We start from the raw sequence: 25,261 nt of genomic DNA on the forward strand, positions 1-25,261 counted from the left end.
ATAACGCCGCCGCGACTCAATGAGGAATCCGCAGCATGAGTAACCTGAACGTTGAGCGTGTCCTCAGTGTGCACCATTGGAACGATACGTTGTTCAGCTTCAAGACTACCCGTAATCCCGGCTTGCGCTTCGAAAATGGCCAGTTCGTCATGATCGGCCTGGAAGTCGAAGGCCGTCCGCTGATGCGCGCCTACAGTATCGCGAGCCCGAACTATGAAGAACACCTCGAGTTCTTCAGCATCAAGGTGCCGGACGGTCCGCTCACCTCGCGCCTGCAGCACCTGCAGGAAGGCGACCAGCTCATGATCAGCCGCAAGCCGACCGGCACCCTGGTGCTCGACGACCTGCTGCCGGGCAAGCATCTCTACCTGCTCAGCACCGGCACCGGGCTGGCGCCGTTCATGAGCGTGATCCAGGATCCGGAGACCTACGAACGGTTCGAGAAGGTTGTGCTGGTGCACGGCGTTCGCTACGTCAACGAGGTCGCCTACCGCGAATTCATCACCGAACATCTGCCGCAGAACGAGTTCTTCGGCGAGGCGGTGAAGGAAAAGCTGATCTACTACCCGACGGTGACCCGCGAACCCTTCGAGCACCAGGGGCGCCTGACCGACCTGATGCGCAGCGGCAAGCTGTTCAGCGACATCGGCCTGCCGCCGATCAACCCGCAGGACGACCGCGCGATGATCTGCGGCAGCCCGAGCATGCTCGATGAAACCAGCCAGGTGCTGGACAGTTTCGGGCTGAAGGTGTCGCCGCGCATGGGCGATCCGGGGCATTACCTGATCGAGCGAGCCTTCGTCGAGAAGTAAGAGCGATGCCCGTGCCGTCCCTTGGGCTGCCGCGCTGCAAGCCAAGGGACGGAGATCAGATGTAGGCGGCGCAGCATTTCTTGAATTTCTCCCCGCTGCCGCAAGGGCAGGGGTCGTTGCGCCCGGCCTTCAGGGGAACCGTGGGGTCGATGAAGTACCAGTGTCCGTTGCGCTGGACGAAGGCCGAACGCTCCCGGTGGGCATGTTCACCGTTCTGGTCGTGCCAGTGGGCGGTGAAGGTCACCAGCGCATGCTCGGGCTTGCCGCCCAGCACCGCGTTTTCTTCCACTTCCAGTCCCAGCCAGGTGCTGTCCAGGCTCCAGCGGCGCATCGCCTCGAGGTCCAGGGCGGCCTGCTGCGCCGGTAGCGTGGTGGCCTGCAGATAGTCGATCAGCCCCAGCACATAAGCGCTGTAGCGCGAGCGCATCAGTCGTTCGGCGCTGGGAGCCGCCGTCCCAGCGTGATAACGACCGCAGCACTGGTCGAGGGAGTCGCCGCTGCCGCAAGGGCAGCTGGTTTCGTGCGCGTGCCGATCGCTCATGTTCACCACCAGTATTTGCCGAACATCTCGGGATTGGCCCAGAACCGGGCGTTCAGCCAGTCCGGAACCTGCTTGTATTGGAGCAGGTCGTAGGTGAATAGCGTCAAGGTCTGTCCGTCGCGCTGGAAACGTTCGCCAATCTGCAGGGCCAGGGCATAGAAATCGGTGGCCTGCCAGTCGCAGGCATCCAGGTCGACGAGCACGGCCATGCGGCTGGCGTTCAGATTGCGAATCCCGCCGAGCAGCTCCAGGCCGCTGCGCTTGGGCAGGTGTTCGAGGCAGTCGACGAGCAACGCCAGGTCGTAGCGCTGTTGGGCCAGCTCTTGCGGTAGTGGCGCCGTGTGTGCGCGATCGACATGGCTGCCCGGATGGCTTTGGGCGTAGGCGGTGAGTGCCGGTTGGTCGCTGTGTCCCACATGCAGGAGGCGTGATGGTGCGTGATGTTCGAGCAGGGCCGCCAAGGCTTGCTGGGGCGTGCGCGCTACAGGGTTTTCAGTCAATCGAGAATCCTCGTTTTAAGCGTACAGACTAGCGTGGTGCCGTTTGTCGGCCTAGTCTCAAAGTAACCGGAGCCGCCCGGAGTCTCGTGCGTGGCGATTCTGGCTGAATTCCACACTGGAGGTTTTAACCGATGAGTACTTTACGGACAGCAGTACCCGTTATTGTCATGACCACGTTCCTGGCGGGTTGTGCAGGCGTGCAGAAACAGGATTGGCCCACCTGTGCAGCCGTCGGTGGCGTGACCGGTGCCGCGCTGGGGGCCATTGAAAGCAGCACCTATGCCGGTTGGGGCGCGCTGATCGGCGGTGGTGTCGGTGCCGCCTATTGTTGGGCAAACGGTATGGAAGAGGAAACCGTCGCGGTGGTGGAGACGGTGCAGCCGATGCCTGAGCCCGAGCCGGAACCTGCTGCCGAGCCGGTGCGGGTCGAGCTGGACGTCAAGTTCGACTTCGATCGCGCCGTGGTCAAGCCCGACAGTTTCGCCGATATCCAGAACCTCGCCGACTTCATGAAAGAGTACGGGCAGACCTCGACTGTGCTGGAAGGTCATACCGACTCGATCGGTACCGATGCCTATAACCAGCGCCTGTCCGAGCGGCGTGCCAATGCGGTGCGTGAAGTGCTGGTCAACCAGTACGGCGTGGAAGGCGGCCGGGTGAATGCGGTCGGTTATGGCGAGTCCCGCCCCGTCGCCGATAACGCGACTCCGGAAGGTCGGGCGATCAACCGTCGGGTAGAAGCCGAAGTCGAAGCCCGTCCCTGATTCGGACTGGTGATTGGCTTCCAGCCGGGCTATGGGCCCGGCTTTTTATTGTCCGCCTGGCTCAGAGCGGGGGGCGGGCGCTGGCGAGTGCGACGACGGCCAGGCCCAGCGCCAGGTTGATCACCACCAGCCGGCGGATCCTGCCGAGTACCGCGCCGCCCGCGGGCCAATCCTCGGTGCTGATCGCCCGCTTGAGCGCCGGCAGCTGCAGCAGCTGGATGCGCAGGAACAACGCCAGCATCACCAGGTACAGGCCAGCCATGATGTGCACGTAGCGTGGCGCGCTTTCCAGGGGGCCGAAGCGCATGTGCCACATGCCGATACCGCCGATGGGCAGTACCAGCACGGCCACCCAGACCCAGAGGAAGAAGCGGCGGAACACGTCGGCCCAGAGCTTCAGCCGGTCCGGGGCCTGTAGCATGGCGCCGGCCGCCGGGCGCAGCACCATCCAGGCGAAGAACATGCCGCCCACCCAGATCGTCGCGGCGAGTACGTGGAGTGCGTAGAGCAGGGCGAAAGGCGTCATGGGCAAATCTCCGGTGGCGGTTGGGCGATCGCGCGCTATCATAGCCGCCCCATCGAGACACTGAAAATATATACAGCTCCGCGCCCATGCTCAGTACCGAACTCAAGTCCCAGATCCAGGGCGCCTATTCCCGCTTTCTCGAGGCCAAGGGGCTCAAGCCCCGCTATGGCCAGCGCCTGATGATCGCCGAGGTGGCCAAGGTGCTCGGTGCGATCAAGGTCGACGACGAGGGTCGCCGCGACGGCGAGCCGGCGGTGGTCGCGGTCGAGGCCGGCACCGGCACCGGCAAGACGGTCGCCTACAGCCTGGCGGCCATCCCCACCGCCAGGGCCGCCGGCAAGCGGCTGGTCATCGCCACGGCCACCGTGGCGCTGCAGGAGCAGATCGTGCACAAGGACCTGCCGGACCTGATGCGCAACAGCGGGCTCAGCTTCAGCTTCGCCCTGGCCAAGGGCCGTGGTCGCTACCTGTGCCTGTCCAAGCTGGACATGCTGCTGCAGGAAGGCCAGGCGCAGAGCGCCACCGCCCAGCTGTTCGAGGAGGAGGGCTTTCGCCTCGAGGTCGACGAGCGCAGCCAGAAGCTGTTCAGCGACATGATCGAGAAGCTGGCCGGCAACCGCTGGGATGGTGACCGCGACAGCTGGCCGGAAGAGCTCGGCGATGCCGACTGGGCGCAGCTGACCACCGACCACAGCCAGTGCACCGGCCGGCACTGCCCCAACTTCCAGCAGTGCGCCTTCTACAAGGCGCGCGAGGGCATGACCAAGGTCGATGTGATCGTCACCAACCACGACATGGTCCTGGCCGACCTGGCGCTCGGCGGCGGCGCGGTGCTGCCCGATCCGCGCGAGACGATCTACGTCTTCGACGAAGGGCACCACCTGCCGGACAAGGCCATCGGCCACTTCGCCCACTTCACCCGCCTACGCTCGACGGCCGACTGGCTGGGCCAGGTGGAAAAGAACCTGACCAAGCTGCTCGCCCAGCACCCCTTGCCCGGCGAACTCGGCCGGCTGATCGAGGGCATTCCGGAACTCGCCCGCGAACTGCGCAGCCAGCAGCAGTTCATGTTCAGCGCCTGCGAGCAGCTGGCCGACTTCAAGGCCGGCGAGGACATGGAAGGTCGCGAGCGACCACGCCACCGCTTCGTCGGTGGCGTGGTGCCGGAGCACCTGATCGAGCTCGGCAGCGAGTTGAAGAAGGGCTTTTCCAGGTTGACCGACCTGTTCAGCCGTATCGCCGAGCTGCTCAAGGAGGCGATGGATGGCGAAACGGGGGCCGGCATCGCCAGCCACCAGGCCGAGGAGTGGTATCCGCTGTTCGGCAGCCTGCTGACGCGCGCGCAGGGCAACTGGGAGTTGTGGACCGCCTTCACCGTCGAGGACCCCGAGGACAGTCCGCCGATGGCGCGTTGGTTGACCCTGGCCGACAGCGGCGCGCTGTTCGATATCGAGGTCAACGCCAGCCCGATCCTCGCCGCCGAGACGCTGCGGCGCAACCTCTGGAACGTGGCCTACGGCGCGCTGGTGACCTCGGCGACGCTCACCGCGCTGAACAGTTTCGATCGCTACCGCATGCGCGCCGGGCTACCGAAGGCGGCGGTCACCGCCGTGGTGCCGAGCCCTTTCCATCATGCCGATGCCGGCGTGCTGCGGGTCCCGGACCTGCAGGCCGACCCGCGCGATGCCGCGGCGCACACCGCGGCCATCGTGCGCGAACTGCCGCAACTGGTGGAGGGCTCGCGCGGCACTCTGGTGCTGTTCTCCTCGCGCAGGCAGATGCAGGACGTGTTCGACGGCCTCGAGCGCGACTGGCGCCGGCGGGTGCTGATCCAGGGCAACCTGTCCAAGCAGGAGACGCTGAACAAGCACAAGGCGCGGGTCGACGATGGCGAGCCCAGCGTGCTGTTCGGCCTGGCCAGCTTCGCCGAGGGCGTCGACCTGCCGGGAGCCTATTGCGAGCATGTGGTCATCGCCAAGATTCCCTTCGCCGTGCCGGACGATCCGGTGGAGGCGGCGCTGGCGGAGTGGATCGAAGCGCGCGGCGGCAATCCATTCATGGAGATCGCCGTGCCGGACGCCTCGCTGCGGCTGGTCCAGGCCTGCGGCCGATTGCTGCGCACCGAGGCGGACCGCGGCACCATCACGCTGCTCGACCGGCGGGTGGTGACCCAGCGCTACGGCAAGGCGATCCTCAACGCGCTGCCGCCGTTCCGCCGCCAGATCGGTTAGCCGGGCGGCCATCACCGGTTCCGATGGGGACCCATCAATGGGCTGTGCGCGAGCGCTCGCGCTTGCCAGAATGAGCCCGCAGTGAATTCGATACGAGGTGTGGCGTGCAGATTCAGGGATATTTCGATCTTCGCTTCGAGGCGGTCAGGGATGCGTTCGGCGCGCTGTTCGAGCGAGCCGGGCAACGCGGCGCCGCCCTCTGCGTGCAGATCGGCGGCGAGACGGTGGTCGACCTCTGGGCCGGCGTCGCCGACAATTCGGGCGAGCAGGCCTGGCACAGCGATACCTTGGTGAACCTGTTTTCCTGCACCAAGGCGTTCACTGCCGTGGCGGTCTTGCAACTGGTCGCGCAGGGCAAGCTGGAACTCGACGAGCCAGTCGCGCGGATCTGGCCGGAGTTCGCCGTGAACGGCAAGCAGGCGATCACCCTGCGCCAGTTGCTCTGCCATCGGGCCGGACTGCCGGCGATACGCCAGCCGCTGCCGGCCGAGGCGCTGTACGACTGGGCGAGCATGACCGCGGCGCTGGCGGCCGAGCAACCCTGGTGGACGCCGGGCGAAGACCAGGGCTATGCCGCCATGACCTATGGCTGGCTGGTCGGCGAGTTGCTGCGGCGTGTCGATGGTTGCGGGCCCGGCGAGTCGATCGTGGCGCGCACCGCCACGCCGCTCGGCCTGGACCTTCACGTGGGGCTGGCCGACAGCGAGTTCCACCGCGTCGCCCATCTGACCCGTGGCCGCAACGACTTCGGCGATGCCGCGGCGCAGCGCCTGCTGCAGGCCATGGTCGGCGAGCCGGCTTCGCTCAGTGCCCGGGCGTTCAACAACCCGCCATCGATCATGAACAGCGGCAACAAGCCCGAATGGCGGCGCATGGCGCAACCGGCCGCCAATGGTCACGGTAATGCCCGTGCGCTGGCCGGCTTCTACATGGGGCTGCTGCAAGGGCGCCTGCTCGATGATGCGTTGCTGGCCGAGATGACACGCGAGCACAGTGTCGGCGAGGATCGCACGCTGCTGGCGCAGACGCGTTTCGGCCTGGGCTGCTGGCTCGACCAGCCCCAGGTCGCCAATGCCACCTTCGCCATGGGGCCGCAGGCGTTCGGCCATCCCGGCGCCGGAGGCAGCATCGGTTTTGCCGATCCCGAGCGGGAACTGGCGTTCGGCTTCGTGACCAACACGCTGGGCCCTTACGTGCTGATGGACCCGCGCGCGCAGTCGCTGGCGCGCTGCGTCGCCGAATGCCTGGGTTGAACCACTCGTCAGTTCTGAATCCAGAGGCTTTCCAGAAGAAGGACTTGCGTCCACAATTTCAGCCCATACTTCACTAGCCGCCCGCTTGGATGGGGCGTGCCTCTCCTGAACGCTTCTGGTCGACGGAACCTTGCACATGAACCTGCTGAAGAGCGCCTCCCTGATTCTCTGCATGATCGTTACCGGCTGTAGCTCCAATAGTGAAAAACCTGCCGAGGTCGCGGCCGTCGCGCCGAAGATCGATGCAGCCTGGCTCGACGATTACGAGACGCGCCTTCGCGAGGCCCTCAAGGACAGTCGTTTCGAACTGGAGCGTCGTGACAGCGTGCTGGTGGTCACCGCACCGGTGGACTCCTCCTTCAACCCGGATCGCCCGGGCATGCTGCTGCCGGTCACCCTTGCACCGATCACCCGTGTGGCGAAGCTGGTCGAGCAGGATGACAAGACGGCGGTGATCGTGCTCGGCCATGCCGACAGCACCGGTTCCGACGAAATCAATCGCACCATCAGCCGCGAGCGTGCCGGCGCGGTCGCGGCCATCTTCCGCCTGAGCGGCCTCAAGCATGATCGGCTGCGCATTCGGGGCCTGGGCTCCGACATGCCGCGTGCGGCCAACGACAGTAAGGAAGGCCGTGCGCTGAATCGCCGGGTCGAGATGGTGCTGGCGCCGCAGACCACGCTGCTGGCCCTGCTCGCCGAGTACAACCAGCCGGCCCCGGCGGCGACCCAGGTGGCGACGGCCGAGGCGGTCAAATAAGGCGCCATGCAGATGGCGTGAATCCGAACAGGCCCGCATGCGGGCCTGTTTTCGTTGGGCGGGCTTGCCTTGAATCAAGCGGATCGCAGGTGAAAACGGATAAGCTTGTCCTCCGCAGGTCGACCCGGTTCATTGCCCTCTGCCAGCTGTGAATCACCCGCTACGCCGAGGCCTGCCTATTCGATAACTAGGAGCCACGCGATGATCCAGACCCTGGCCGATATGCGCCGCGACTATACCCGTGACGGACTCAGCGAGGCCAATGCGCCGGCCGAGCCCTTCGGTCTGTTCCGTCAGTGGTTCACCGAGGCGATGCAAACCGAGCAGGCCCCGGTGGAGCCCAACGCGATGACCCTGGCGACGGTCGATGCCGAGGGGCGGCCGCATTGCAGGGTCCTGCTGCTCAAGGCGCTGGACGAGCGCGGCTTCACCTTCTTCACCAACTACGACAGTGCCAAGGGGCAGGAACTGCAGGCGACGCCGTATGCGGCGATGACCTTCTTCTGGCCGACCCTCGAGCGCCAGGTGCGTATCGAAGGGCGCGTGGAGAAGGTGACTCAAGAGGAGTCGGATGCCTATTACCATGTGCGGCCGCTGGGCAGCCGGCTGGGAGCCTGGGCGTCGCCGCAGAGCCAGGTGATCCGCGATCGGGCAGAGCTGGAACGGCTGCTGGCCGAGACCGAACAACGCTTCCTCGACAAGGCGCCGCACTGTCCGCCGCACTGGGGCGGTTATCGTCTCTTGCCGGAGCGCATCGAGTTCTGGCAGGGACGCCCGAGCCGTCTGCACGACCGGCTCGATTACCGTCTGGTTGCCAACGGCTGGCGGCGTGAGCGCCTGGCGCCCTGAGCCTGCTGTTTCCGGAAAGGCGCGGATCGGATGGCGAAGGCTGGTATCGGGCGGAGGCTGTAGCGGTGTCGAAGATTAACCCGGATCAGTGCCAGCCTTCCGGGGATGCGTTGTCTCAGGCTTCCGGGTAGCGCTGCGCCTGCTGCTCGAGCCATGCCTGCAGTTCCCGCCGTCTGACCTTCTGCAGCTTGGCCTCGGCGAGCCGTTGCAGCATCCAGGCGCGCCTGTCCGGATCGCTGCCGGCGATCGACAACGCCAGGTCGCGGTCGGCCCAGCGACGAAAGCGGACGATCAACCAGGCATGAAAAGCCAAGCCGGCCACGGTTGTGATGGCTATGATGAAGTAATCCATGGGCAGTCTCGTTGGAAGGAGGCGAGCCAGGTTCGACTCGCATAGGGCATAAGTATGCTCGACGGGGGCGAATGCTGAGTCAGGATGGTGAAGTTGCCAAGCGCTTTTTCATCGTGGCCGCCCATTGCAGTCCATCGGAGTGAAACAGCTGTTTCTCAGGAGAATTCCCAATGCGCAAGTCCATTTGTGTCGCTTCCTTCACTGCTCTGGCGCTGGCCATGGGGGGATGCGCGTCCAGCCTGACCGGGGATACCTATTCCCGGGACGAGGCGCGTGCCGTTCAGACTGTGCGCTATGGCACCATCGAGTCCCTGCGCCCGGTCCAGATCGAGGGCACCAAGACGCCCATCGGCGCTGGCGCCGGCGCGGTCGTCGGCGGGGTTGCCGGCAGTGGTGTCGGCGGTGGGCGGGGCAGCGCGGTGGCTGCGGTCATCGGTGCGGTGGCCGGCGGCATGCTGGGTGCGGCGGCCGAGGAGGGGATCACGCGAACCCAGGGTGTGGAAATCACCGTGCGTGAAGATGATGGCAATGTTCGCGCCTACGTTCAGGAGGTCGAGCCCAACCAGGTATTCCGCGTCGGCCAGCGGGTGCGCATCATGACCGTCAGTGGTACCAGCCGCGTTGCGCCATGACGCCATGAGTTGACACCGGGCCCATCCCGCAAGGCGCTGCCATCCGCTCCGAAAGGAGCGGGGGCAGCGCCTTTCGTTTTTCGAAATACATGAATTCATGACGCCAGCATCATCCGTATGGATAATCGGGCGCACATTTGTGTGCTGCTTCAGGCAGTTGCTTTGCCTGCCAAGGATAAGAATGCCTCCGAATCGGTGGCTTAAGGGGTCTCGTTCATGGCGCTTGCGCTGATTATCGCTTTGCCATTTCTGGGCATTTTCCTGCCCCTGCTGCTGGAGCGCTTCGGGCGCTCGGCCTGTGCATTCGGCGCAGCCATGGCGCCATTGGCGGCGCTGATTCTTTTGCTGTCCAAACGGGCCGGGGTATTTGCCGGCCAGACCGAAATCGCCCATTCCGACTGGTTGCCGGAGTTGGGCCTGAACCTCAGCCTGCGGCTCGATGGCCTGGGTTTCCTCTTCGCCCTGCTGATCCTCGGGATCGGCCTGCTGGTGATTCTCTACGCCCGCTACTACCTGTCGAAGAAGGACCCGATGGGGCGCTTCTATGGCTTCTTCCTGCTGTTCATGGGCGCCATGCTCGGCGTGGTGCTATCCGAGAACCTGCTGCTGATGCTGATGTTCTGGGAGCTGACGAGCCTGTCGTCGTTCCTGCTGATCGGCTACTGGAACCACCGTGCCGATGCCCGGCAGGGCGCACGCATGGCACTGGCGGTCACCGGCGGCGGTGGCTTGGCGCTGCTGGCCGGGATTCTGTTGATCGGCCATATCGTCGGCAGCTTCGAGTTGAGCGCGGTGCTGGCCGCGGGCGATCTGATCCGGGGCAACGCGTTGTACCCGCTGACCCTGATTCTGGTGCTGCTCGGCGTCTTCACCAAGTCGGCGCAGTTTCCATTTCATTTCTGGCTGCCGCAGGCGATGGCGGCTCCGACGCCGGTCTCGGCATTCCTGCATTCGGCGACGATGGTCAAGGCCGGGGTATTCCTGCTCGCGCGGCTCTATCCGGCGCTGGCGGAATCGGAGTGGTGGTTCTACCTGGTCAGCATGACCGGCCTGGCCACGTTGCTGCTGGGCGCGGTGATGGCGCTGTTCCAGCACGATCTCAAGGGTTTGTTGGCGTACTCGACCATCAGCCACCTGGGGCTGATCACCCTGCTGCTCGGCCTGGACTCGCGCCTCGGGGCCGTGGCGGCGATCTTCCACATCATCAACCACGCGACCTTCAAGGCCTCGTTGTTCATGGCGGCCGGAATCATCGACCATGAAACCGGCACCCGTGACATGCGCCGCATCAATGGCATGTGGAAGTACATGCCGCACACCGCGGCGCTTGCCATGGTGGCTTCGCTGGCGATGGCCGGGGTGCCCTTGCTCAATGGCTTCCTGAGCAAGGAGATGTTCTTCGCCGAAACGCTCGAACAGCATCTGCTCGGCAGCTTCTACTGGGCCATCCCGGCGGTGGCGACCTTGGCCAGCGCCTTCTCGGTGGCCTATTCGCTGCGCTTCGTGCACGACGTGTTCTTCAATGGCGAGCCCATCGACCTGCCGAAATACCCGCCGCACGAGCCGGCGCGCTACATGAAGATTCCGGTGGAGATTCTCGTGCTGCTCTGCCTGCTGGTGGGCATGTTGCCTGCCTTCACGGTGGGGCCGCTGCTGGCCGCCGCCGTGTCGGGCACCTTGAACGGCAACGTGCCCGAGTACAGCCTGAAGATCTGGCACGGCATCAACCTGCCGCTGGCCATGAGCTTCGTCGCGCTGATCGGCGGCATTGTCATCTACTCGCTGCGCAAGTGGGCATTCCGTTGGTATGACGGGCTGCCTTCGGTCGACTCCCTGGAGGTCTTCGAGCGGGTCATCGGCGGGCTGACGCTGGCCGCCCGTTACATCAATTGCCTGCTGGACAACGGTTCGTTGCAGCGCTACATCGCGCTCATGCTGATCAGCAGCCTGGTGCTGGTGGTGTTCGCACTGACGCCGCTGGCGTCGCTGCACGGCACGGTGGCCCTGACACCGCTGGACGCTATCACGGTGCTGGGCATGGCTATCCTTGTTCTCACCTCGTTGCTCACCGTGCTGTTCCACCGCCGCCGGCTGGTGGCGCTGATGGTGCTGAGTGTCGTCGGGCTCATGGTGGCACTGCTCTTCGCCCGCTACTCGGCGCCGGATCTGGCCTTGACCCAGTTGTCCGTGGAAGTGGTGACGATCATCCTGCTGATCCTGGCGCTGTTCTTCATGCCGGATCGCACGCCGGCCGAGTCCAGCAGCTTGCGCAGTTTCAGGGATCTGCTGCTGGCCGGCGGTTGCGGCACCATGGTCGCCTTGCTGGCGTACACGGTGCTGACCCGCCCGTACGACAGCATCGCCGCCTATTTCCTGGAGAACAGCGTGTCCGGCGGTGGCGGGGCCAACGTGGTCAACGTGATTCTGGTCGACTTCCGTGGCTTCGATACGCTGGGCGAGATCAGTGTCCTGGCCATCGCCGGCGTGGCGATCTACGGCCTGTTGCACGGGTTGCACCTGCCGCACCCGGTTCGCGACTACGCCGGGCGGCTCTGGTCCACCGATAAGCATCCCATGGTGCTGGATACGCTGGCCCGGACGCTGCTGCCAATGGCGTTGCTGATCTCGGTGTTCATCTTTCTGCGTGGGCACAATCTGCCGGGAGGTGGCTTCATCGCCGGCCTGATCACCGCCGTGGCGCTGATTCTCCAGTACGTTTCGCACGGGGTGGCCTGGGCCCAGGAGCGCCAGCCGCTCAGCTATCACACCCTGAGCGGGGCTGGTTTGCTGATTGCCGGGCTGACCGGCCTGGGCAGCTGGCTCTTCGGTTATCCGTTCCTGACGTCGGCGTTCGATCATTTCCATCTGCCGCTGATCGGCGAGTTCGAGCTGGCGACGGCGATGCTTTTCGACCTGGGGGTATATCTGGTGGTGGTGGGCGCGACCCTGTTGATTCTTTCCAATATCGGTCACGTCAGTCAGGACGAGTCCAGCAAGGAGGTGGTGTGATGGAGGCGCTATTCGCGATCACCCTGGGGGTCATGACGGCGAGTGGGGTCTATCTGTTGCTGCGCGCACGGATCTTTCCGGTGGTCATGGGGCTGACGCTGATCTCCTATGCGGTCAACCTGTTCATCTTCTCCATGGGCCGGCTCGCGACCGGGGTGCCGGCGGTGATCGGCAAGAGCGGCAGTTACGGTGACCCGCTGCCGCAGGCGCTGGTGCTGACCGCCATCGTCATTGGCTTCGCCATGACCGCCTTCGTGGTGGTGCTGGCGCTGCGCAGCATCGGCGAGCTGCGCACCGACCATGTGGATGGGCAGGAGCCGAGCAAATGAAGCATGCCTTGATCCTGCCGATCCTCCTGCCGTTGTTCACGGGCGCGGCGTTGCTGCTGTTCCACCGCCTGGGCAAGCCGGCCAAGCGCCTGCTTTCGCTGGCGGCCACCTGGGCGCTGGTGCCGGTCGCCCTCTGGTTGCTGCTGCTCGCGGGTGACGGCCAGTTGCGCACCTATGCGCTGGGCAACTGGCAACCGCCATTCGGCATCATCCTGATGCTCGATCGCCTGAGCGCGCTGATGCTGCTGGTCACCGCCGTGCTGGCCGGTTTCGCCGCGCTCTACGCCTGCCGCGGCGATGACGAACGTGGGCCGAACTTCCATGCGCTGTACCAGTTCCAGTTGCTGGGCATCAATGGTGCGTTCCTCACCGGCGATCTGTTCAATCTCTTCGTGTTCTTCGAGATTCTGCTGATCTCCTCCTATGCGCTGCTGCTGCACGGCCATGGCCCGCGACGGGTACGTTCGGGCATGCATTACGTGGTGTTGAACCTGCTGGGCTCTTCGCTGTTCCTGATCGGGGTGAGCATGCTCTACGGCCTGCTCGGCACGCTCAACATGGCCGATCTGGCGCTGCGCGTGAGTCGGGTCGGGCCAGGCGAGGCGCCGCTGGTGGCGGCCGCGGGATATCTGTTGCTGGTGGTTTTCGCCCTCAAGGGGGCGGTCATGCCGTTGTATTTCTGGCTGCCGCGGGCCTATGCCTCGGCCACTGCGCCGGTTGCCGCGCTGTTCGCGATCATGACCAAGATCGGGTTGTATGCCATCGTGCGGGTATTCACGCTGATCTTCGGCGGCGAGGCCGGCGAGCTGAGCAACCTGGTCATGGTCTGGCTCTGGCCGCTGGCGCTGCTCACCCTGGGGGCGGCAGTGATCGGGGCGCTGGCCGCACGCAATCTGCAGGTGCTGCTGGCTTATCTGGTGGTGGCTTCGGTCGGCACGTTGCTGGCGGGGGTCGCCATCGGCAGCGAACAGAGTCTGGCCGCGGCCCTGTATTACCTGATCCACAGCACCCTCATCGCGGGGGCGCTGTTCCTGCTGGCCGATCTCATCGCCCGCCAGCGCGGCGAACTCGGCACCGACCTGATTTCCGCTCCGGCCCTGCGCCAGCCGTTGTTGCTGGGCGCGATGTTCTTCGCCGGGGCGATTTCGGTGGCCGGGTTGCCGCCCTTTTCGGGCTTCCTCGGCAAGCTCATGCTCTTGCGCTCCGTCGCCCCGGGGGCGGAGGCGATGCTGCTCTGGGGCGTGGTACTGGTCGGCGGGCTGGGCATGCTGATTGCCCTGAGCCGCGCCGGCAGCCTGGTGTTCTGGCGCTCCAGCGAGGCGGCAATCGGCCTGGCGGCCGATCCGGTCCGGGTGCTGGCCACGCTCGGCCTGCTGCTCGGCAGCCTGCTGCTGGTGGCTGTCGCGCAACCGCTGCAGGCATATGTCCAGGCTGCCGCGGCGCAGCTGCTCGATCCGACGCCCTATCTGCAGATCGTCTCGGGAGGTGAGGCATGAAGGCCCGCTGGCTACCCAATCCGGCCCTGACGCTGCTGCTCACGCTGATCTGGCTGTTGCTGAACAATACGCTGAGTTTCGCTCATCTGCTCTTGGGGCTGTTTCTCGGCTGGGCGATTCCATTGCTGGTGCGCGGCTTCCTGATCGAGGTGCCACGGGTGCGCAAGCCGCTCAAGCTGGTCCTGTTCACGTTCAAGGTGTTCTACGACATCGCGGTCGCCAACATCCACGTGGCCAAGCTGGTGCTCGGCCCCAGGAGTCATCTGCGGCCGGCCTTCGTCGAAGTGCCGGTGGCGATCGAGAGCGAGTTCGTCCTGGCGACGTTGACCAGCATCATTTCGCTGACGCCGGGCACCGTCTCGGCCGGCCTCAGTGAGGATCGCAAGACACTGATCCTCCATGCGCTGGATGTGCCGGATAGCGAGATGCTCGTCGCTGAGGTGAAGCGCAACTATGAAGCGCCGCTACTGGAGATTTTCGAATGCTCGCCTACGTGATTCCTTTCTGCCTGGCCGTTCTCGGCCTGGCAGCCGTGCTCAACGTCGTGCGCCTGATCCAGGGGCCGGACATGCCGGATCGGGTGCTCGCGCTGGATACCCTTTACATCAATGCCCTGGCGCTGATCGTGCTGTTCGGTATCTGGCTCGCGTCCGATCTGTTCTTCGAGGCGGCACTGTTGATCGCGGTGATGGGCTTCGTCAGTACCGTCGCGGTGGGCAAGCACTTGCTGCACGGCGATATCATCGACTGAGGAGAGCGATATGCCTTTCTGGATTGAAGTGCTGGTCTGCGTGTTCCTGATCGTCGGCAGCGCTTTCGCGCTGGTCGGAGCGATCGGGCTGTATCGTCTTCCCGATTTCTATACCCGCCTGCACGGGCCGACCAAGGCGACGACGCTGGGCGTCGGCGGCATCGTGGTGGCGTCGATGATCTTCTTCAGCAGCCAGAACGATGGCCTGAGCCTGCACGAGCTGCTGATCACCCTGTTCCTCTTCATCACCGCCCCGGTCAGTGCGCACATGCTGGCCAAGGCGGCGATGCAGCAGAAACTGCCTTGCACGGAGCAGACCCGCGGCAAGCCCTGGGACTGATCTGAAACGCCGCTCCCGCGAGCGGCGTTTCAGATCAGGAAGCTGCTGGGCGAGGGCTGCTGCTCGTTCTCCTGCTGCAACTCCTCGACCAGTGCCTGTTGCAGGCGTTCGCAGAGCTGCGGGTCGGACAGCGGCTGATTATCGGCATTGGTGACGAAGAACACGTCCTCCACGCGTTCGCCGAGGGTCGCGATCTTGGCGTTCTGCACCGACAGGTCGAAGGCCAGGAACAGCTGGCCCACTCGTGCCAGCAGCCCGGGGCGGTCCGGCGCGATGATCTCGATGATGGTCTGCGGCCGCTGCGTGTCGTTGTGGATGGTGACCTGCGGCGGGAAGGCGAAATGCTTGAGCTGGCGCGGCACGCGGCGCTGGATGATGGCCGGGTACTCGTCCGGATTGCGCAGGGTGTCGATCAGGCCCTGGCGAATCTCCTCGATGCGCACGGGGTTGTTGCCGATCGGAGTGCCGTCGGCATCCAGCACGATGTAGGTATCGAGGGTGAACTGGCTGCTCGAGGTCAGGATGCGCGCGTCGTGGATGTTCAGGTTCAGCTGGTCCATGGCGGCCACGGTCACGGCGAAAAAGTCGTGCTGGTCGGGCGCATAGATGAAGATCTGCGTGCCGCCTTCGAATTCGCGCTGGGTGGTCTCCTTGATCAGTACCAGCGGCCCGCCATCGTCCGGGTGCTCGATGATCGCGTCGGTATGCCAGGCCACGTCCATCGCGGTATGCCGCAGGAAATAGTCGTCGCCCAGTTGCGCCCAGAGCTGCTCGGCATCGTCCGGGTCGGTGCCGCTGCGTACCAGGTGGTCGAGCGCCGCCCGCTGGGTCTGGCGAATCTGCTCTTCGCGGTCCAGCGGGTTTTCCAGGCCGCGCTTGAAGGCGCGCTTGGTCTCGGTGTAGAGCTGGCGCAGCAGGCTGGCGCGCCAGGAATTCCACAATGTCGGGTTGGTGGCGTTGATGTCGGCGACGGTCAGCACGTAGAGGTAGTCCAGGTGCGTCTCGTCGCCCACCCGTTGGGCGAAGTCGTTGATGACCTGCGGGTCGGACAGGTCCTTGCGCTGCGCCGTGGTCGACATCACCAGATGGTTTTCGACCAGCCAGACCACCAGGCGGGTATCCCAGGCCGGTAGCTTGTGGCGGTTGCAGAACTGTTCGGCATCCACCGCGCCCAGCTCCGAATGGTCGCCGCCGCGCCCCTTGGCGATGTCGTGATACAGCCCGGCGATGTAGATCAGTTCCGGCTTGGGCAGCCGCTCGACCAGCTTGCTGGCCAGCGGGTACTTCTCGGCGACGCCCGGCTTGGTCAGCTTGCGCAGGTACTTGATGACGTTCAGCGTGTGCGCGTCGACCGTGTAGATGTGGAACAGGTCGTGCTGCATCTGCCCGACGATATGGCCGAACTCCGGCAGGTAGCGGCCGAGGATGCCGTAGCGGTTCATGCGCCGCAGGTTGCGGTGGATGCCTTCCTTGCACTTGAACAGTTCGATGAACAGGCTGGTGTTGCGCAGGTCCTGGCGGAATGCATCGTCGATCAGGTAGCGGTGGTCGCGCAGCAGGCGGATGGTGTCGGAGCGCACGCCTTGGATGTCCGGGTGCTGGGCAAGCAGGACGAAGGTTTCCAGGAGGGCGAACGGCGTGCGTTTGAAGATCGTCGGGTTGGTCGCCTCGAGGTAGCCGTCGCGTACCTGGAAGCGACTGTTGAGCGGCTGCGCCGGACCCGAGTCGCCCTCCCAGAGGATCACCTCGGCGAAATGCTGGCCGACCAGATCGCTGAGTTCGGCGATGCTCATGACCACCCGGTAGTACTTCTGCATGAAGCGCTCGATGGCCAGCTTGGCATCGTTGTCTTCATAGCCGAGCAGGGCCGCGAGGCTGCGCTGGTGGTCGAACAGCAGGCGGTCCTCGGCGCGGCCGGCGAGCATGTGCAGGCCGTAGCGAACCTTCCAGAGAAATTCCTGGGCGGCCGTCAGCAGGCTGTGTTCGCCCTCGGTGAGGAAGCCCTGGTCGACCATGGCCTGCAGATTCAGCGTGCCGAACTCGCGGCGGGCGATCCAGAGAATCGTCTGGATGTCGCGCAGGCCGCCGGGCGAGCCTTTCACATTGGGTTCGAGGTTGTATTCGGTGTTGTTGTACTTGGAGTGGCGCACGCGCTGCTCGTTGCGCTTGGCCAGGAAGAATTCCTTGCTTGGCCACATCTGTTGCGTGCTGGTGACCTTCAGCATGGCCTGGCGCAGGCGCTCGGGGCCGGCGATGGTGCGGCTTTCCATCAGGTTGGTGATGACGGTCAGGTCGGCGCGGGCCTGCTCGGCGCATTCGGCGACCGAGCGCACGGCCTGGCCGACTTCCAGGCCGATGTCCCAGAGCAGGGTGAGGAAGCCCTCGATGGAATCGCGGAAAACCTCCTGGTCGTTGTCGTCGAGCAGGATCAGCAGGTCGATGTCGGAATAGGGGTGCAGCTCGCCGCGGCCGTAGCCGCCGACCGCCACCAGGGCGATGTCGGCACCCTTGTCCCAATCGAAGCGGCTCCAGGCCGAGTACAGGATCTGGTCGACGAACCAGGCCCGGTCCTCGATCAGGCGGCGGATGTCGCGGCCGCTCCTGAAGCGCTCGTCCAGCACCTGCCGGGCCTGGCGGATGGCCTTCTTGTACGCGGCAATGGGGCTTGCCTTGAGCGCCAGTTCCGCCTGGAACTGGCTGGGATCGAACAGTTCCGGATCAACCTGGGGCATGCGAAATCCTCCCGTGGTACCGCGATCGAGTGGGGCCTGGCTCAGGCGGAGGTGCGTGCGATGGTGTCGTCGCTGCGCAGGGTGAGGATCTCGTAGCCGTCGGCGGTGACCAGGATGGTGTGCTCCCATTGCGCCGACAGCTTGCGGTCCTTGGTGATGGCGGTCCAGCCGTCGCCGAGCAGGCGGGTCTCGGCGCGGCCCTGGTTGATCATCGGCTCGATGGTGAAGGTCATGCCTTCCTTGAGCTCCAGGCCGGTGCCGGCGCGGCCGTAGTGCAGGACTTGCGGCTCCTCGTGGAAGACCTTGCCGATGCCGTGGCCGCAGTATTCGCGCACCACCGAGAAACCGTTCTTTTCGGCGTGCTTCTGGATCACCTCGCCGATATCCCCCAGGCGGGCGCCCGGACGCACCAGTTCGATACCTTTATATAGGCACTCCTGGGTGATCTGGCAGAGCCGCTGCGCCCATTCCGGCGTCTTGCCGACCAGGAACATCTTGCTGGTGTCGCCGTGGTAGCCGTCCTTGATGACGGTGATGTCGATGTTGAGGATGTCGCCATCCTTCAGCGGCTTGTCGTTGGGAATGCCGTGGCAGACCACGTGATTGATCGAAGTGCAGATCGACTTGGGAAAGCCCTTGTAGTTGAGGGGCGCCGGAATCGCCTGTTGCACGTTGACGATGTGGTCATGGCAAAGGCGGTCCAGTTCTTCGGTGGTGACGCCAGGCTTGACGTGTTCGCCGATCATCTCGAGCACTTCGGCGGCGAGCCGCCCGGCGATGCGCATTTTCTCGATGTCTTCGGGCGTCTTGATGGTGACAGTCATTGCAAGCTCTCGGGCACGAAAGGAAAGGGCGGTATGTTAGCAGCTTGAAGCTGGAACCCTGAAGCTGGAAGCGGCCGGCGGACATGGGCAGGAACCATGCCCGCGACGCTCTTGCGTGGCCAGTGTTCGCGAGCATGGCTCGCTCTTGCAGGAACCGCATCTGCCTCGATAAGGCTTGACGGCCTTTGCGCCGTTCCGAACCCGTTCCAGCTTCCAGCTTCCAGCTTCCAGCTTCCAGCTTCCAGCTTCCAGCTTGTAGCTTGTAGCCGCTTTCTATGCTATAAAACGCGCCGCTCGACGGGACTACCCGTTGCGCTTGAACCCCACACACGTGTCGACACGGTATCCTGGGTGCTCGAAAGAGTTGGATATCGGGACGCGTGGAGGCCTAACCCGACTTATTCGAGGACTTATCATGTCTCAAGTCACCATGCGCGATATGCTGAAGGCCGGTGTGCACTTCGGCCACCAGACCCGTTACTGGAACCCGAAAATGGACAAGTACATTTTCGGCGCGCGCAACAAGATCCACATCATCAACCTGGAAAAGACCCTGCCGATGTTCAACGACGCCCTGCGCTTCGTTGAGAAACTGGCTGCAGGCAAGAACAAGATTCTGTTCGTCGGCACCAAGCGTTCCGCTGGCAAGATCGTTCGCGAAGAAGCTGCGCGTTGCGGTTCGCCGTACGTCGATCATCGCTGGTTGGGCGGCATGCTGACCAACTACAAGACCATCCGTGCTTCCATCAAGCGTCTGCGCGAGCTGGAAACCCAGTCCCAGGACGGCACTTTCGAGAAGCTGACCAAGAAAGAAGCGCTGATGCGCAGCCGCGACCTCGAGAAGCTCGAGCGCAGCCTGGGCGGCATCAAGGACATGGGCGGCCTGCCGGACGCCATGTTCGTCGTCGACGTCGATCACGAGCGCATCGCCATCTCCGAAGCCAACAAGCTGGGCATCCCGGTCATCGGCATCGTCGATACCAACAGCAGCCCGGAAGGCGTCGACTACATCATCCCGGGTAACGACGACGCCATCCGCGCCGTTCAGCTGTACCTGGGTTCGATGGCCGATGCCGTCCTGCGTGGTCGCCAGAACGGCGCCAGCGGTGCCGACGAGTTCGTCGAGGAAGTGGCTTCCGAAGCGGCTCAGGGCTGAGTGCGACGCACTGCAGCGTGACACCCGATAAACGAAAAGGGGGCTAGGCCCCCTTTTTGTCTCTTGCGAATTGATCACCCGAGTCCGTGGGTGAATGGTTAGAAACCAATCGAGAGGATTCCCTACATGGCAGAAATCACTGCAGCCTTGGTCAAAGAACTGCGCGAGCGTACCGGCCAGGGCATGATGGAGTGCAAGAAAGCACTGGTTGCCGCGAACGGCGACATCGAGAAGGCCATCGACGACATGCGTGCCTCCGGTGCCATCAAGGCCGCCAAGAAGTCCGGTAACATCGCCGCCGAAGGCTCGATCGCCGTTCGCGTCGAAGGTGGCCGTGGCCTGATCATCGAAGTCAATTCGCAGACCGACTTCCTGGCTCTGCAGGACGACTTCAAGGCCTTCGTCAAGGAAAGCCTGGACGAAGCCTTCGAGCAGAAGCTGACCGAAGTGGCCCCGCTGATCGCTTCCCGCGAATCCGCCCGCGAAGCCTTGGTCGCCAAGTGTGGCGAGAACGTCAACATCCGTCGCCTGACCGCCGTCGAAGGCGAGGTGGTGGGTGCCTACCTGCACGGTCATCGCATTGGCGTGCTGGTTACCCTGAAGGGTGGCGATGCCGAGCTGGCGAAGGAAATCGCCATGCATGTGGCGGCCAGCAACCCGGCCGTGCTGAACCCCTCCGACGTGTCCGAAGAGCTGATCGCCAAGGAGAAGGAAATCTTCATGCAGCTCAACGCCGACAAGATCGCCGGCAAGCCGGAGAACATCGTCGAGAACATGGTCAAGGGCCGTATCAACAAGTTCCTGGCCGAGGCCAGCCTGGTCGAGCAGGCGTTCGTCAAGAACCCGGAAGTCAAGGTCGGCGAGCTGGCGAAGAAGGCCGGTGCCGAAATCGTTTCCTTCGTTCGCTACGAAGTGGGCGAGGGTATCGAGAAGGCCGAAGTCGATTTCGCTGCCGAAGTAGCTGCCCAGGTGGCCGCCACCAAGAAGTAAGGTCGCTCTGTCGTCCTGATGAAGAGGCTGCCCGCTTACGCGCGCGGCCTCTTTGTCGAATGGGGCGGCGGAATTGTTTTTTCTGTCACGTTATAGTCTTCGCCTGGCACCAACTCAGTGTTGCGTTGTCAAAGCGCAGATATTTTTTTGTCTGATCAATCCAGTTCTAGTCATAGCACGCCGCAGGAGATTACACGCCAATGGCTCAGCAGATGAGTGCACGCAATCCTCGCTATAAACGCATTCTGCTCAAATTAAGCGGCGAGGCCCTGATGGGCTCCGAAGATTTCGGCATCGATCCCAAGGTGCTCGATCGCATGGCGTTGGAGGTCGGGCAACTGGTGGGTATCGGTGTCGAGGTCGGTCTGGTGATCGGCGGTGGCAACCTGTTCCGTGGCGCGGCGCTTTCCGCTGCGGGCATGGATCGGGTGACCGGCGACCACATGGGGATGCTGGCGACCGTGATGAACGCCCTGGCGATGCGTGATGCGCTGGAGCGCTCGAACATCCCCGCGCTGGTGATGTCGGCCATTTCCATGGTCGGCGTGACCGATCACTACGACCGCCGCAAGGCCATGCGTCATCTCAAGTCCGGCGAAGTGGTGATCTTCTCCGCCGGTACCGGCAATCCGTTCTTTACCACCGATTCGGCGGCCTGCCTGCGTGCCATCGAGATCCAGGCCGATGTGGTGCTCAAGGCGACCAAGGTCGACGGCGTCTACACTGCCGATCCGTTCAAGGACCCCAATGCCGAGAAGTTCGCGCAACTGACCTATGACGAAGTGCTCGATCGCAAGCTTGGCGTGATGGACCTGACCGCCATCTGCCTGTGCCGCGATCACACCATGCCGCTGCGCGTTTTCAACATGAACAAACCCGGCGCCCTGCTGAACATCGTGCTCGGCGGCGCCGAAGGAACACTGATCGAGGAAGCGAACCAATGATCAACGAGATCAAGCAAGACGCGCAGGAGCGCATGAAGAAGAGCCTGGAGTCGCTGGACTACGCCTTCGCCAAGATCCGTACCGGCCGGGCGCACCCGAGCATCCTCGACAGCGTGATGGTGTCCTACTACGGCGCCGACACGCCGCTGCGCCAGGTGGCCAACGTGGTGGCGGAAGATTCGCGCACCCTGGCGCTGACCGTCTTCGACAAGAGCATGATCCAGGCGGTCGAGAAGGCCATCATGACCTCCGACCTGGGGCTGAACCCGGCAACCGCCGGCACCACCATCCGCGTGCCGATGCCGGCGCTCACCGAAGAAACGCGCAAGGGCTATACCAAGCAGGCCCGTGCCGAGGCCGAGAACGCCCGCGTCGCGGTGCGCAACATTCGCCGCGATGCGTTGGCGCAGTTGAAGGACCTGGTCAAGGAGAAGGAAATCAGCGAGGACGAGGAACGTCGCGGCCAGGATGACGTCCAGAAGCTAACCGACAAGTTCGTTGCCGAGATCGACAAGGCTCTCGAGGCCAAAGAAGCCGACCTGATGGCCGTATAAGGCTTGCATCGGATGCCTCCGTGGCGTGTTCGTCGAGTTCGCTTCATTGCCGGCTCGCGCGCGCAACGGAGGCGGGATGCCCTGAAGCTGCCGCTTGCAGCTTTGTCTTTTGTTTGTAGCGTGTTCTAGCGCAAGTAGAGTTGTTCATGGAAAAGGTCAGGCAGATTGCCGGGCGGAACCTACCCCGTCACGTAGCGATCATCATGGATGGCAACAATCGCTGGGCGAAAAGGCGTCTACTCCCCGGTGTGGCCGGGCACAAGGCCGGCGTCGACGCGGTGCGCGCGGTGATCGAGGTTTGCGCCGACTCCGGTGTCGAGGTGCTGACGCTGTTCGCGTTTTCCAGTGAGAACTGGCAGCGGCCCGCCGATGAGGTGGGCGCCCTGATGGAGCTGTTCCTCTCGGCGTTGCGCCGCGAGGCGCGCAAGCTCGACGAGAACGGCATTCGCCTGCGTATCATCGGCGATCGCTCGCGTTTTCACCCCGAACTGCAGGCGGCCATGCGCGAGGTTGAGGAAATGACCGCCGGCAACCACCGCTTCGTGCTGCAGGTCGCCGCCAACTACGGCGGGCAGTGGGACATCCTCCAGGCGACCCAGCGTTTGGCCGCCGAAGCGCAGGCGGGGCGGCTCAATCCCGCCGAGATCACGCCTGCCTTGTTCCAGAGCTGCCTGGCGACCGGCGATATGCCGCTGCCGGATCTGTGCATCCGTACAGGCGGCGAGCGACGCATCAGTAATTTCCTGCTCTGGCAGCTCGCCTACGCCGAGCTGTATTTTTCCGATCTGTACTGGCCGGATTTCAAGCATGTCGCCATGCGCAAGGCTCTGGCCGATTTCGCTACGCGGCAGCGGCGCTTCGGCAAGACCGGCGAACAGGTCGAAAGCGAGGTCAAGGCCGAATGCTGAAACAGCGAATCATCACCGCGGCAATCCTCCTGCCCATCGCGATCGTAGGATTCTTCCTGCTCCACGGGCTTGCCTTCGCCTTGTTCATCGGTCTGGTCGTGGCCCTGGGGGCGTGGGAATGGGCGCGCCTGGCCGGGTTCGCCAGCCAGGCGATGCGGGTCGGCTACGCGCTGCTGGTCGTCGTGCTGCTTGGCGTGCTCTATCGGTTTCCGGTACTGGCGCCCTGGTTGCTGGCACTGGCGGTGCTCTGGTGGCTGGCCGCCACCTATCTGGTGCTCACCTACCCGCAAAGCAGCCGGTTCTGGGGCGGCTCCGCCGGCAGCCTGCTGATCGGGCTGCTGATCCTGCTGCCGGCCTGGCAGGCGCTGGTCCTGCTTAAGCAGTGGGCACTCGGCAACTGGCTGATCCTGGCGGTGATGGTTCTGGTATGGGTTGCCGATATCGGTGCCTATTTCTCCGGCAAGACCTTCGGCCGCCGCAAGCTGGCGCCCCAGGTCAGCCCTGGCAAGAGCTGGGAGGGGTTGATCGGCGGCCTGCTGACCAGTCTGCTGGTCACGCTGGCGGTGGGCATCTACCGCGGCTGGTCCGCCCGCGAGTTGATCCTTGCGTTGCTGGGGGCGGCGCTGGTGGTGCTGGTATCGGTCATCGGCGACCTGACCGAGAGCATGTTCAAGCGCAGCGCCGGCATCAAGGACAGTAGCCAGCTGCTGCCCGGTCATGGCGGGGTCATGGATCGCATCGATAGCCTTACCGCGGCGATTCCGCTGTTCGTCGTGCTGCTGTGGCTGGCCGGATGGGGCGTGCTGTGACTGGACCCTTGCAGATAACCGTGCTGGGCGCCACTGGCTCGATCGGGCTCAGCACGCTGGACGTCATCGCCCGTCATCCGCAGCGCTATGGCGTTTTCGCCTTGACCGGCTTCAGCCGCATTGCCGAACTGCGTGCCCTCTGTCTGGCGCATCGGCCGCGCTATGCGGTGGTGGGTGACGACGAGCAGGCGCGGGCGCTGCAGGCGCAGTTGCTCGGCGATGGCCTGGATACGCGGGTGCTCAGCGGCGAGGGCGGCCTGAGCGAAGTGGCCGGGCATCCGGATGTCGACGTGGTGATGGCTGCCATCGTCGGTGCGGCGGGGCTGCGCCCCACGCTCGCCGCGGTGCAGGCCGGCAAGCGTGTGCTGCTGGCGAACAAGGAAGCCCTGGTGATGTCGGGTGGGCTGTTCATGCAGGCGCTGCGTGACAGCGCCGCGGTGCTGCTGCCCATCGATAGCGAGCACAACGCCATCTTCCAGTGCCTGCCGGCGGATTATTCCCGGGGGCTGCCGGTCGTCGGTGTGCGTCGGATACTGCTGACCGCCTCCGGCGGGCCGTTCCGTGAGGTCGCGTCTGCCGAGCTCGAGCATGTGACTCCGGAGCAGGCTTGCGCGCATCCCAACTGGTCGATGGGGCGCAAGATCTCCGTGGATTCGGCGAGCATGATGAACAAGGGGCTCGAGCTGATCGAGGCCTGCTGGCTGTTCGATGCACGCCCCGACCAGGTCGAGGTGGTGGTCCATCCGCAGAGCGTGATCCATTCCATGGTGGATTACGTGGACGGCTCGGTGCTCGCGCAGCTGGGCAATCCGGACATGCGCACGCCCATCGCCCATGCGCTGGCCTGGCCCGAGCGGATCGACTCCGGCGTTTCGGCGCTGGATCTGTTGCGCATCGGCCGGCTGGACTTCCAGGCGCCGGACGATCGGCGCTTTCCCTGCCTGCGCCTCGCTCGGGCGGCGGCGCAGGCGGGCGGCACGTCGCCGGCGATGCTCAATGCGGCGAACGAGGTGGCGGTGGAGGCGTTTCTCAATCGACGCATCCGCTTCACCGAGATCGCGAGTATCATCGACGACGTATTGAATCGTGAGGCGTCGGTTGCGACCCGTTGTCTCGAAGATGTGTTGATGGCGGACAGCCGGGCCCGGGAGCTTGCCGGGCAGTGGCTGGGTCGCCGCGGGCGATAGGGCTGCTGGGAATTC

26 protein-coding genes are annotated in these 25,261 nt (G+C 64.4%); 20 read left to right on the plus strand and 6 right to left on the minus strand.

Translation table 11 applies throughout. The features are described 5' to 3' along the window. The first annotated feature begins 35 nt into the window (after window positions 1-35). Entirely contained in the window at window positions 36-812 is a 777-nt protein-coding gene (gene fpr / locus CXK94_RS04145; protein WP_037037691.1) for a ferredoxin-NADP reductase, read from the plus strand. Window positions 813-867: 55 nt separating this feature from the next. Here the strand turns inward: fpr and CXK94_RS04150 are convergent, their stop codons facing one another. Continuing rightward, a complete protein-coding gene (locus tag CXK94_RS04150; protein ID WP_102893400.1) occupies window positions 868-1,353 on the minus strand; it encodes a YchJ family protein in 486 nt (161 codons plus the stop codon). Between the two features lie 2 nt (window positions 1,354-1,355). After that, on the minus strand, window positions 1,356-1,853 hold the full coding sequence (locus tag CXK94_RS04155; protein ID WP_102893401.1) for a DUF6231 family protein: 498 nt from the start codon (window positions 1,851-1,853) through the stop codon (window positions 1,356-1,358). Between the two features lie 167 nt (window positions 1,854-2,020). On the opposite strand from CXK94_RS04155, the gene CXK94_RS04160 reads away from it, so the two are divergent. Then, window positions 2,021-2,617, plus strand: a complete 597-nt coding sequence (locus tag CXK94_RS04160; RefSeq protein ID WP_102893402.1) for an OmpA family protein — start codon at window positions 2,021-2,023, stop codon at window positions 2,615-2,617. Between the two features lie 61 nt (window positions 2,618-2,678). Here CXK94_RS04160 and CXK94_RS04165 read toward each other — a convergent pair whose 3' ends face one another. Then, entirely contained in the window at window positions 2,679-3,143 is a 465-nt protein-coding gene (locus tag CXK94_RS04165) for a CopD family protein (protein ID WP_102893403.1), read from the minus strand. An 86-nt stretch (window positions 3,144-3,229) separates the two neighbouring features. Between CXK94_RS04165 and dinG the strand changes: the two genes are divergently transcribed. From dinG to pdxH, 4 genes are all read left to right on the plus strand, one after another. Next, window positions 3,230-5,374: an ATP-dependent DNA helicase DinG gene (dinG, locus tag CXK94_RS04170; RefSeq protein WP_102893404.1), complete on the plus strand. Its 2,145-nt coding sequence runs from the start codon at window positions 3,230-3,232 to the stop codon at window positions 5,372-5,374. A 104-nt stretch (window positions 5,375-5,478) separates the two neighbouring features. Then, a complete protein-coding gene (locus CXK94_RS04175; RefSeq protein ID WP_102893405.1) occupies window positions 5,479-6,627 on the plus strand; it encodes a serine hydrolase domain-containing protein in 1,149 nt (382 codons plus the stop codon). A gap of 136 nt (window positions 6,628-6,763) precedes the next feature. Beyond that, window positions 6,764-7,384 (plus strand): OmpA family protein, encoded by a 621-nt coding sequence (locus tag CXK94_RS04180; RefSeq protein WP_037037702.1) that lies wholly within the window; start codon window positions 6,764-6,766, stop codon window positions 7,382-7,384. A gap of 201 nt (window positions 7,385-7,585) precedes the next feature. Then, window positions 7,586-8,233 carry a pyridoxamine 5'-phosphate oxidase gene (gene pdxH / locus CXK94_RS04185; RefSeq protein ID WP_102893406.1) on the plus strand — a complete coding sequence of 216 codons (648 nt, stop codon included), beginning with the start codon at window positions 7,586-7,588 and terminating at the stop codon, window positions 8,231-8,233. Between the two features lie 115 nt (window positions 8,234-8,348). On the opposite strand, the gene CXK94_RS04190 is transcribed toward pdxH, so the two are convergent. Beyond that, window positions 8,349-8,585, minus strand: a complete 237-nt coding sequence (locus tag CXK94_RS04190) for a hypothetical protein (protein WP_102893407.1) — start codon at window positions 8,583-8,585, stop codon at window positions 8,349-8,351. Between the two features lie 170 nt (window positions 8,586-8,755). Between CXK94_RS04190 and CXK94_RS04195 the strand changes: the two genes are divergently transcribed. From CXK94_RS04195 to CXK94_RS04225, 7 genes are all read left to right on the plus strand, one after another. Then, a complete protein-coding gene (locus tag CXK94_RS04195; protein WP_102893408.1) occupies window positions 8,756-9,217 on the plus strand; it encodes a glycine zipper domain-containing protein in 462 nt (153 codons plus the stop codon). A 216-nt stretch (window positions 9,218-9,433) separates the two neighbouring features. Then, window positions 9,434-12,226, plus strand: coding sequence for a monovalent cation/H+ antiporter subunit A (locus CXK94_RS04200; protein WP_102893409.1), 2,793 nt, complete (start codon window positions 9,434-9,436; stop codon window positions 12,224-12,226). Further along, window positions 12,226-12,555 carry a Na+/H+ antiporter subunit C gene (locus tag CXK94_RS04205; protein ID WP_037037706.1) on the plus strand — a complete coding sequence of 110 codons (330 nt, stop codon included), beginning with the start codon at window positions 12,226-12,228 and terminating at the stop codon, window positions 12,553-12,555. Before CXK94_RS04200 ends, CXK94_RS04205 begins: the two co-directional genes overlap by 1 nt. Continuing rightward, entirely contained in the window at window positions 12,552-14,051 is a 1,500-nt protein-coding gene (locus CXK94_RS04210; RefSeq protein ID WP_102893410.1) for a monovalent cation/H+ antiporter subunit D, read from the plus strand. The genes CXK94_RS04205 and CXK94_RS04210 overlap by 4 nt, the downstream gene beginning before the upstream one ends. Further along, on the plus strand, window positions 14,048-14,548 hold the full coding sequence (locus tag CXK94_RS04215) for a Na+/H+ antiporter subunit E (RefSeq protein WP_102893411.1): 501 nt from the start codon (window positions 14,048-14,050) through the stop codon (window positions 14,546-14,548). Before CXK94_RS04210 ends, CXK94_RS04215 begins: the two co-directional genes overlap by 4 nt. Further along, window positions 14,533-14,802: a K+/H+ antiporter subunit F gene (locus tag CXK94_RS04220; protein ID WP_102893412.1), complete on the plus strand. Its 270-nt coding sequence runs from the start codon at window positions 14,533-14,535 to the stop codon at window positions 14,800-14,802. The genes CXK94_RS04215 and CXK94_RS04220 overlap by 16 nt, the downstream gene beginning before the upstream one ends. Window positions 14,803-14,812: 10 nt before the next feature. Next, complete coding sequence (locus CXK94_RS04225; protein WP_102893413.1) at window positions 14,813-15,142, plus strand: Na+/H+ antiporter subunit G; 330 nt, start codon at window positions 14,813-14,815, stop codon at window positions 15,140-15,142. 29 nt (window positions 15,143-15,171) lie between these two features. Here the strand turns inward: CXK94_RS04225 and CXK94_RS04230 are convergent, their stop codons facing one another. Together CXK94_RS04230 and map are read right to left on the minus strand one after the other, a co-directional pair. Next, the gene (locus tag CXK94_RS04230) at window positions 15,172-17,874 is read right to left on the minus strand and encodes a [protein-PII] uridylyltransferase (protein ID WP_102893414.1); all 2,703 of its coding nucleotides are present in this window, start codon (window positions 17,872-17,874) and stop codon (window positions 15,172-15,174) included. A 41-nt stretch (window positions 17,875-17,915) separates the two neighbouring features. Next, window positions 17,916-18,698 (minus strand): type I methionyl aminopeptidase, encoded by a 783-nt coding sequence (map, locus tag CXK94_RS04235; RefSeq protein ID WP_102893415.1) that lies wholly within the window; start codon window positions 18,696-18,698, stop codon window positions 17,916-17,918. Between the two features lie 415 nt (window positions 18,699-19,113). Here map and rpsB point away from each other — a divergent pair, with 415 nt between their 5' ends. The 7 genes from rpsB (at window position 19,114) to ispC (ending at window position 25,246) form a co-directional block, all read left to right on the plus strand. Next, on the plus strand, window positions 19,114-19,854 hold the full coding sequence (gene rpsB / locus CXK94_RS04240) for a 30S ribosomal protein S2 (protein ID WP_037037714.1): 741 nt from the start codon (window positions 19,114-19,116) through the stop codon (window positions 19,852-19,854). Window positions 19,855-19,980: 126 nt separating this feature from the next. After that, window positions 19,981-20,844, plus strand: a complete 864-nt coding sequence (gene tsf / locus CXK94_RS04245) for a translation elongation factor Ts (protein WP_102893416.1) — start codon at window positions 19,981-19,983, stop codon at window positions 20,842-20,844. Between the two features lie 200 nt (window positions 20,845-21,044). Further along, window positions 21,045-21,788 carry a UMP kinase gene (pyrH, locus tag CXK94_RS04250; RefSeq protein ID WP_037037717.1) on the plus strand — a complete coding sequence of 248 codons (744 nt, stop codon included), beginning with the start codon at window positions 21,045-21,047 and terminating at the stop codon, window positions 21,786-21,788. Next, window positions 21,785-22,342, plus strand: a complete 558-nt coding sequence (frr, locus tag CXK94_RS04255; RefSeq protein ID WP_037037719.1) for a ribosome recycling factor — start codon at window positions 21,785-21,787, stop codon at window positions 22,340-22,342. The genes pyrH and frr overlap by 4 nt, the downstream gene beginning before the upstream one ends. Window positions 22,343-22,488: 146 nt before the next feature. Next, window positions 22,489-23,250, plus strand: a complete 762-nt coding sequence (uppS, locus tag CXK94_RS04260; protein WP_037037721.1) for a polyprenyl diphosphate synthase — start codon at window positions 22,489-22,491, stop codon at window positions 23,248-23,250. Continuing rightward, entirely contained in the window at window positions 23,244-24,059 is an 816-nt protein-coding gene (locus tag CXK94_RS04265) for a phosphatidate cytidylyltransferase (RefSeq protein ID WP_102893417.1), read from the plus strand. The genes uppS and CXK94_RS04265 overlap by 7 nt, the downstream gene beginning before the upstream one ends. Beyond that, window positions 24,056-25,246, plus strand: a complete 1,191-nt coding sequence (ispC, locus tag CXK94_RS04270) for a 1-deoxy-D-xylulose-5-phosphate reductoisomerase (RefSeq protein WP_180984379.1) — start codon at window positions 24,056-24,058, stop codon at window positions 25,244-25,246. Before CXK94_RS04265 ends, ispC begins: the two co-directional genes overlap by 4 nt. Window positions 25,247-25,261: the final 15 nt, after the last annotated feature.

It is taken from the genome of Stutzerimonas stutzeri, from assembly GCF_002890915.1.
Classification (GTDB): Bacteria; Pseudomonadota; Gammaproteobacteria; order Pseudomonadales; family Pseudomonadaceae; genus Stutzerimonas; species Stutzerimonas stutzeri_AF.

Bases quoted from the DNA above. Each gene is read 5' to 3' on its own strand.
- fpr (WP_037037691.1), top strand. From the start codon at position 36: ATGAGTAACCTGAACGTTGAGCGTGTCCTCAGTGTGCACCATTGGAAC.
- CXK94_RS04150 (WP_102893400.1), bottom strand. From the start codon at position 1,353: ATGAGCGATCGGCACGCGCACGAAACCAGCTGCCCTTGCGGCAGCGGC.
- CXK94_RS04160 (WP_102893402.1), top strand. From the start codon at position 2,021: ATGACCACGTTCCTGGCGGGTTGTGCAGGCGTGCAGAAACAGGATTGG.
- CXK94_RS04165 (WP_102893403.1), bottom strand. From the start codon at position 3,143: ATGACGCCTTTCGCCCTGCTCTACGCACTCCACGTACTCGCCGCGACG.
- dinG (WP_102893404.1), top strand. From the start codon at position 3,230: ATGCTCAGTACCGAACTCAAGTCCCAGATCCAGGGCGCCTATTCCCGC.
- CXK94_RS04180 (WP_037037702.1), top strand. From the start codon at position 6,764: ATGAACCTGCTGAAGAGCGCCTCCCTGATTCTCTGCATGATCGTTACC.
- pdxH (WP_102893406.1), top strand. From the start codon at position 7,586: ATGATCCAGACCCTGGCCGATATGCGCCGCGACTATACCCGTGACGGA.
- CXK94_RS04190 (WP_102893407.1), bottom strand. From the start codon at position 8,585: ATGGATTACTTCATCATAGCCATCACAACCGTGGCCGGCTTGGCTTTT.
- CXK94_RS04195 (WP_102893408.1), top strand. From the start codon at position 8,756: ATGCGCAAGTCCATTTGTGTCGCTTCCTTCACTGCTCTGGCGCTGGCC.
- CXK94_RS04200 (WP_102893409.1), top strand. From the start codon at position 9,434: ATGGCGCTTGCGCTGATTATCGCTTTGCCATTTCTGGGCATTTTCCTG.
- CXK94_RS04205 (WP_037037706.1), top strand. From the start codon at position 12,226: ATGGAGGCGCTATTCGCGATCACCCTGGGGGTCATGACGGCGAGTGGG.
- CXK94_RS04210 (WP_102893410.1), top strand. From the start codon at position 12,552: ATGAAGCATGCCTTGATCCTGCCGATCCTCCTGCCGTTGTTCACGGGC.
- CXK94_RS04215 (WP_102893411.1), top strand. From the start codon at position 14,048: ATGAAGGCCCGCTGGCTACCCAATCCGGCCCTGACGCTGCTGCTCACG.
- CXK94_RS04220 (WP_102893412.1), top strand. From the start codon at position 14,533: ATGCTCGCCTACGTGATTCCTTTCTGCCTGGCCGTTCTCGGCCTGGCA.
- CXK94_RS04225 (WP_102893413.1), top strand. From the start codon at position 14,813: ATGCCTTTCTGGATTGAAGTGCTGGTCTGCGTGTTCCTGATCGTCGGC.
- CXK94_RS04230 (WP_102893414.1), bottom strand. From the start codon at position 17,874: ATGCCCCAGGTTGATCCGGAACTGTTCGATCCCAGCCAGTTCCAGGCG.
- map (WP_102893415.1), bottom strand. From the start codon at position 18,698: ATGACTGTCACCATCAAGACGCCCGAAGACATCGAGAAAATGCGCATC.
- rpsB (WP_037037714.1), top strand. From the start codon at position 19,114: ATGTCTCAAGTCACCATGCGCGATATGCTGAAGGCCGGTGTGCACTTC.
- tsf (WP_102893416.1), top strand. From the start codon at position 19,981: ATGGCAGAAATCACTGCAGCCTTGGTCAAAGAACTGCGCGAGCGTACC.
- pyrH (WP_037037717.1), top strand. From the start codon at position 21,045: ATGGCTCAGCAGATGAGTGCACGCAATCCTCGCTATAAACGCATTCTG.
- frr (WP_037037719.1), top strand. From the start codon at position 21,785: ATGATCAACGAGATCAAGCAAGACGCGCAGGAGCGCATGAAGAAGAGC.
- uppS (WP_037037721.1), top strand. From the start codon at position 22,489: ATGGAAAAGGTCAGGCAGATTGCCGGGCGGAACCTACCCCGTCACGTA.
- CXK94_RS04265 (WP_102893417.1), top strand. From the start codon at position 23,244: ATGCTGAAACAGCGAATCATCACCGCGGCAATCCTCCTGCCCATCGCG.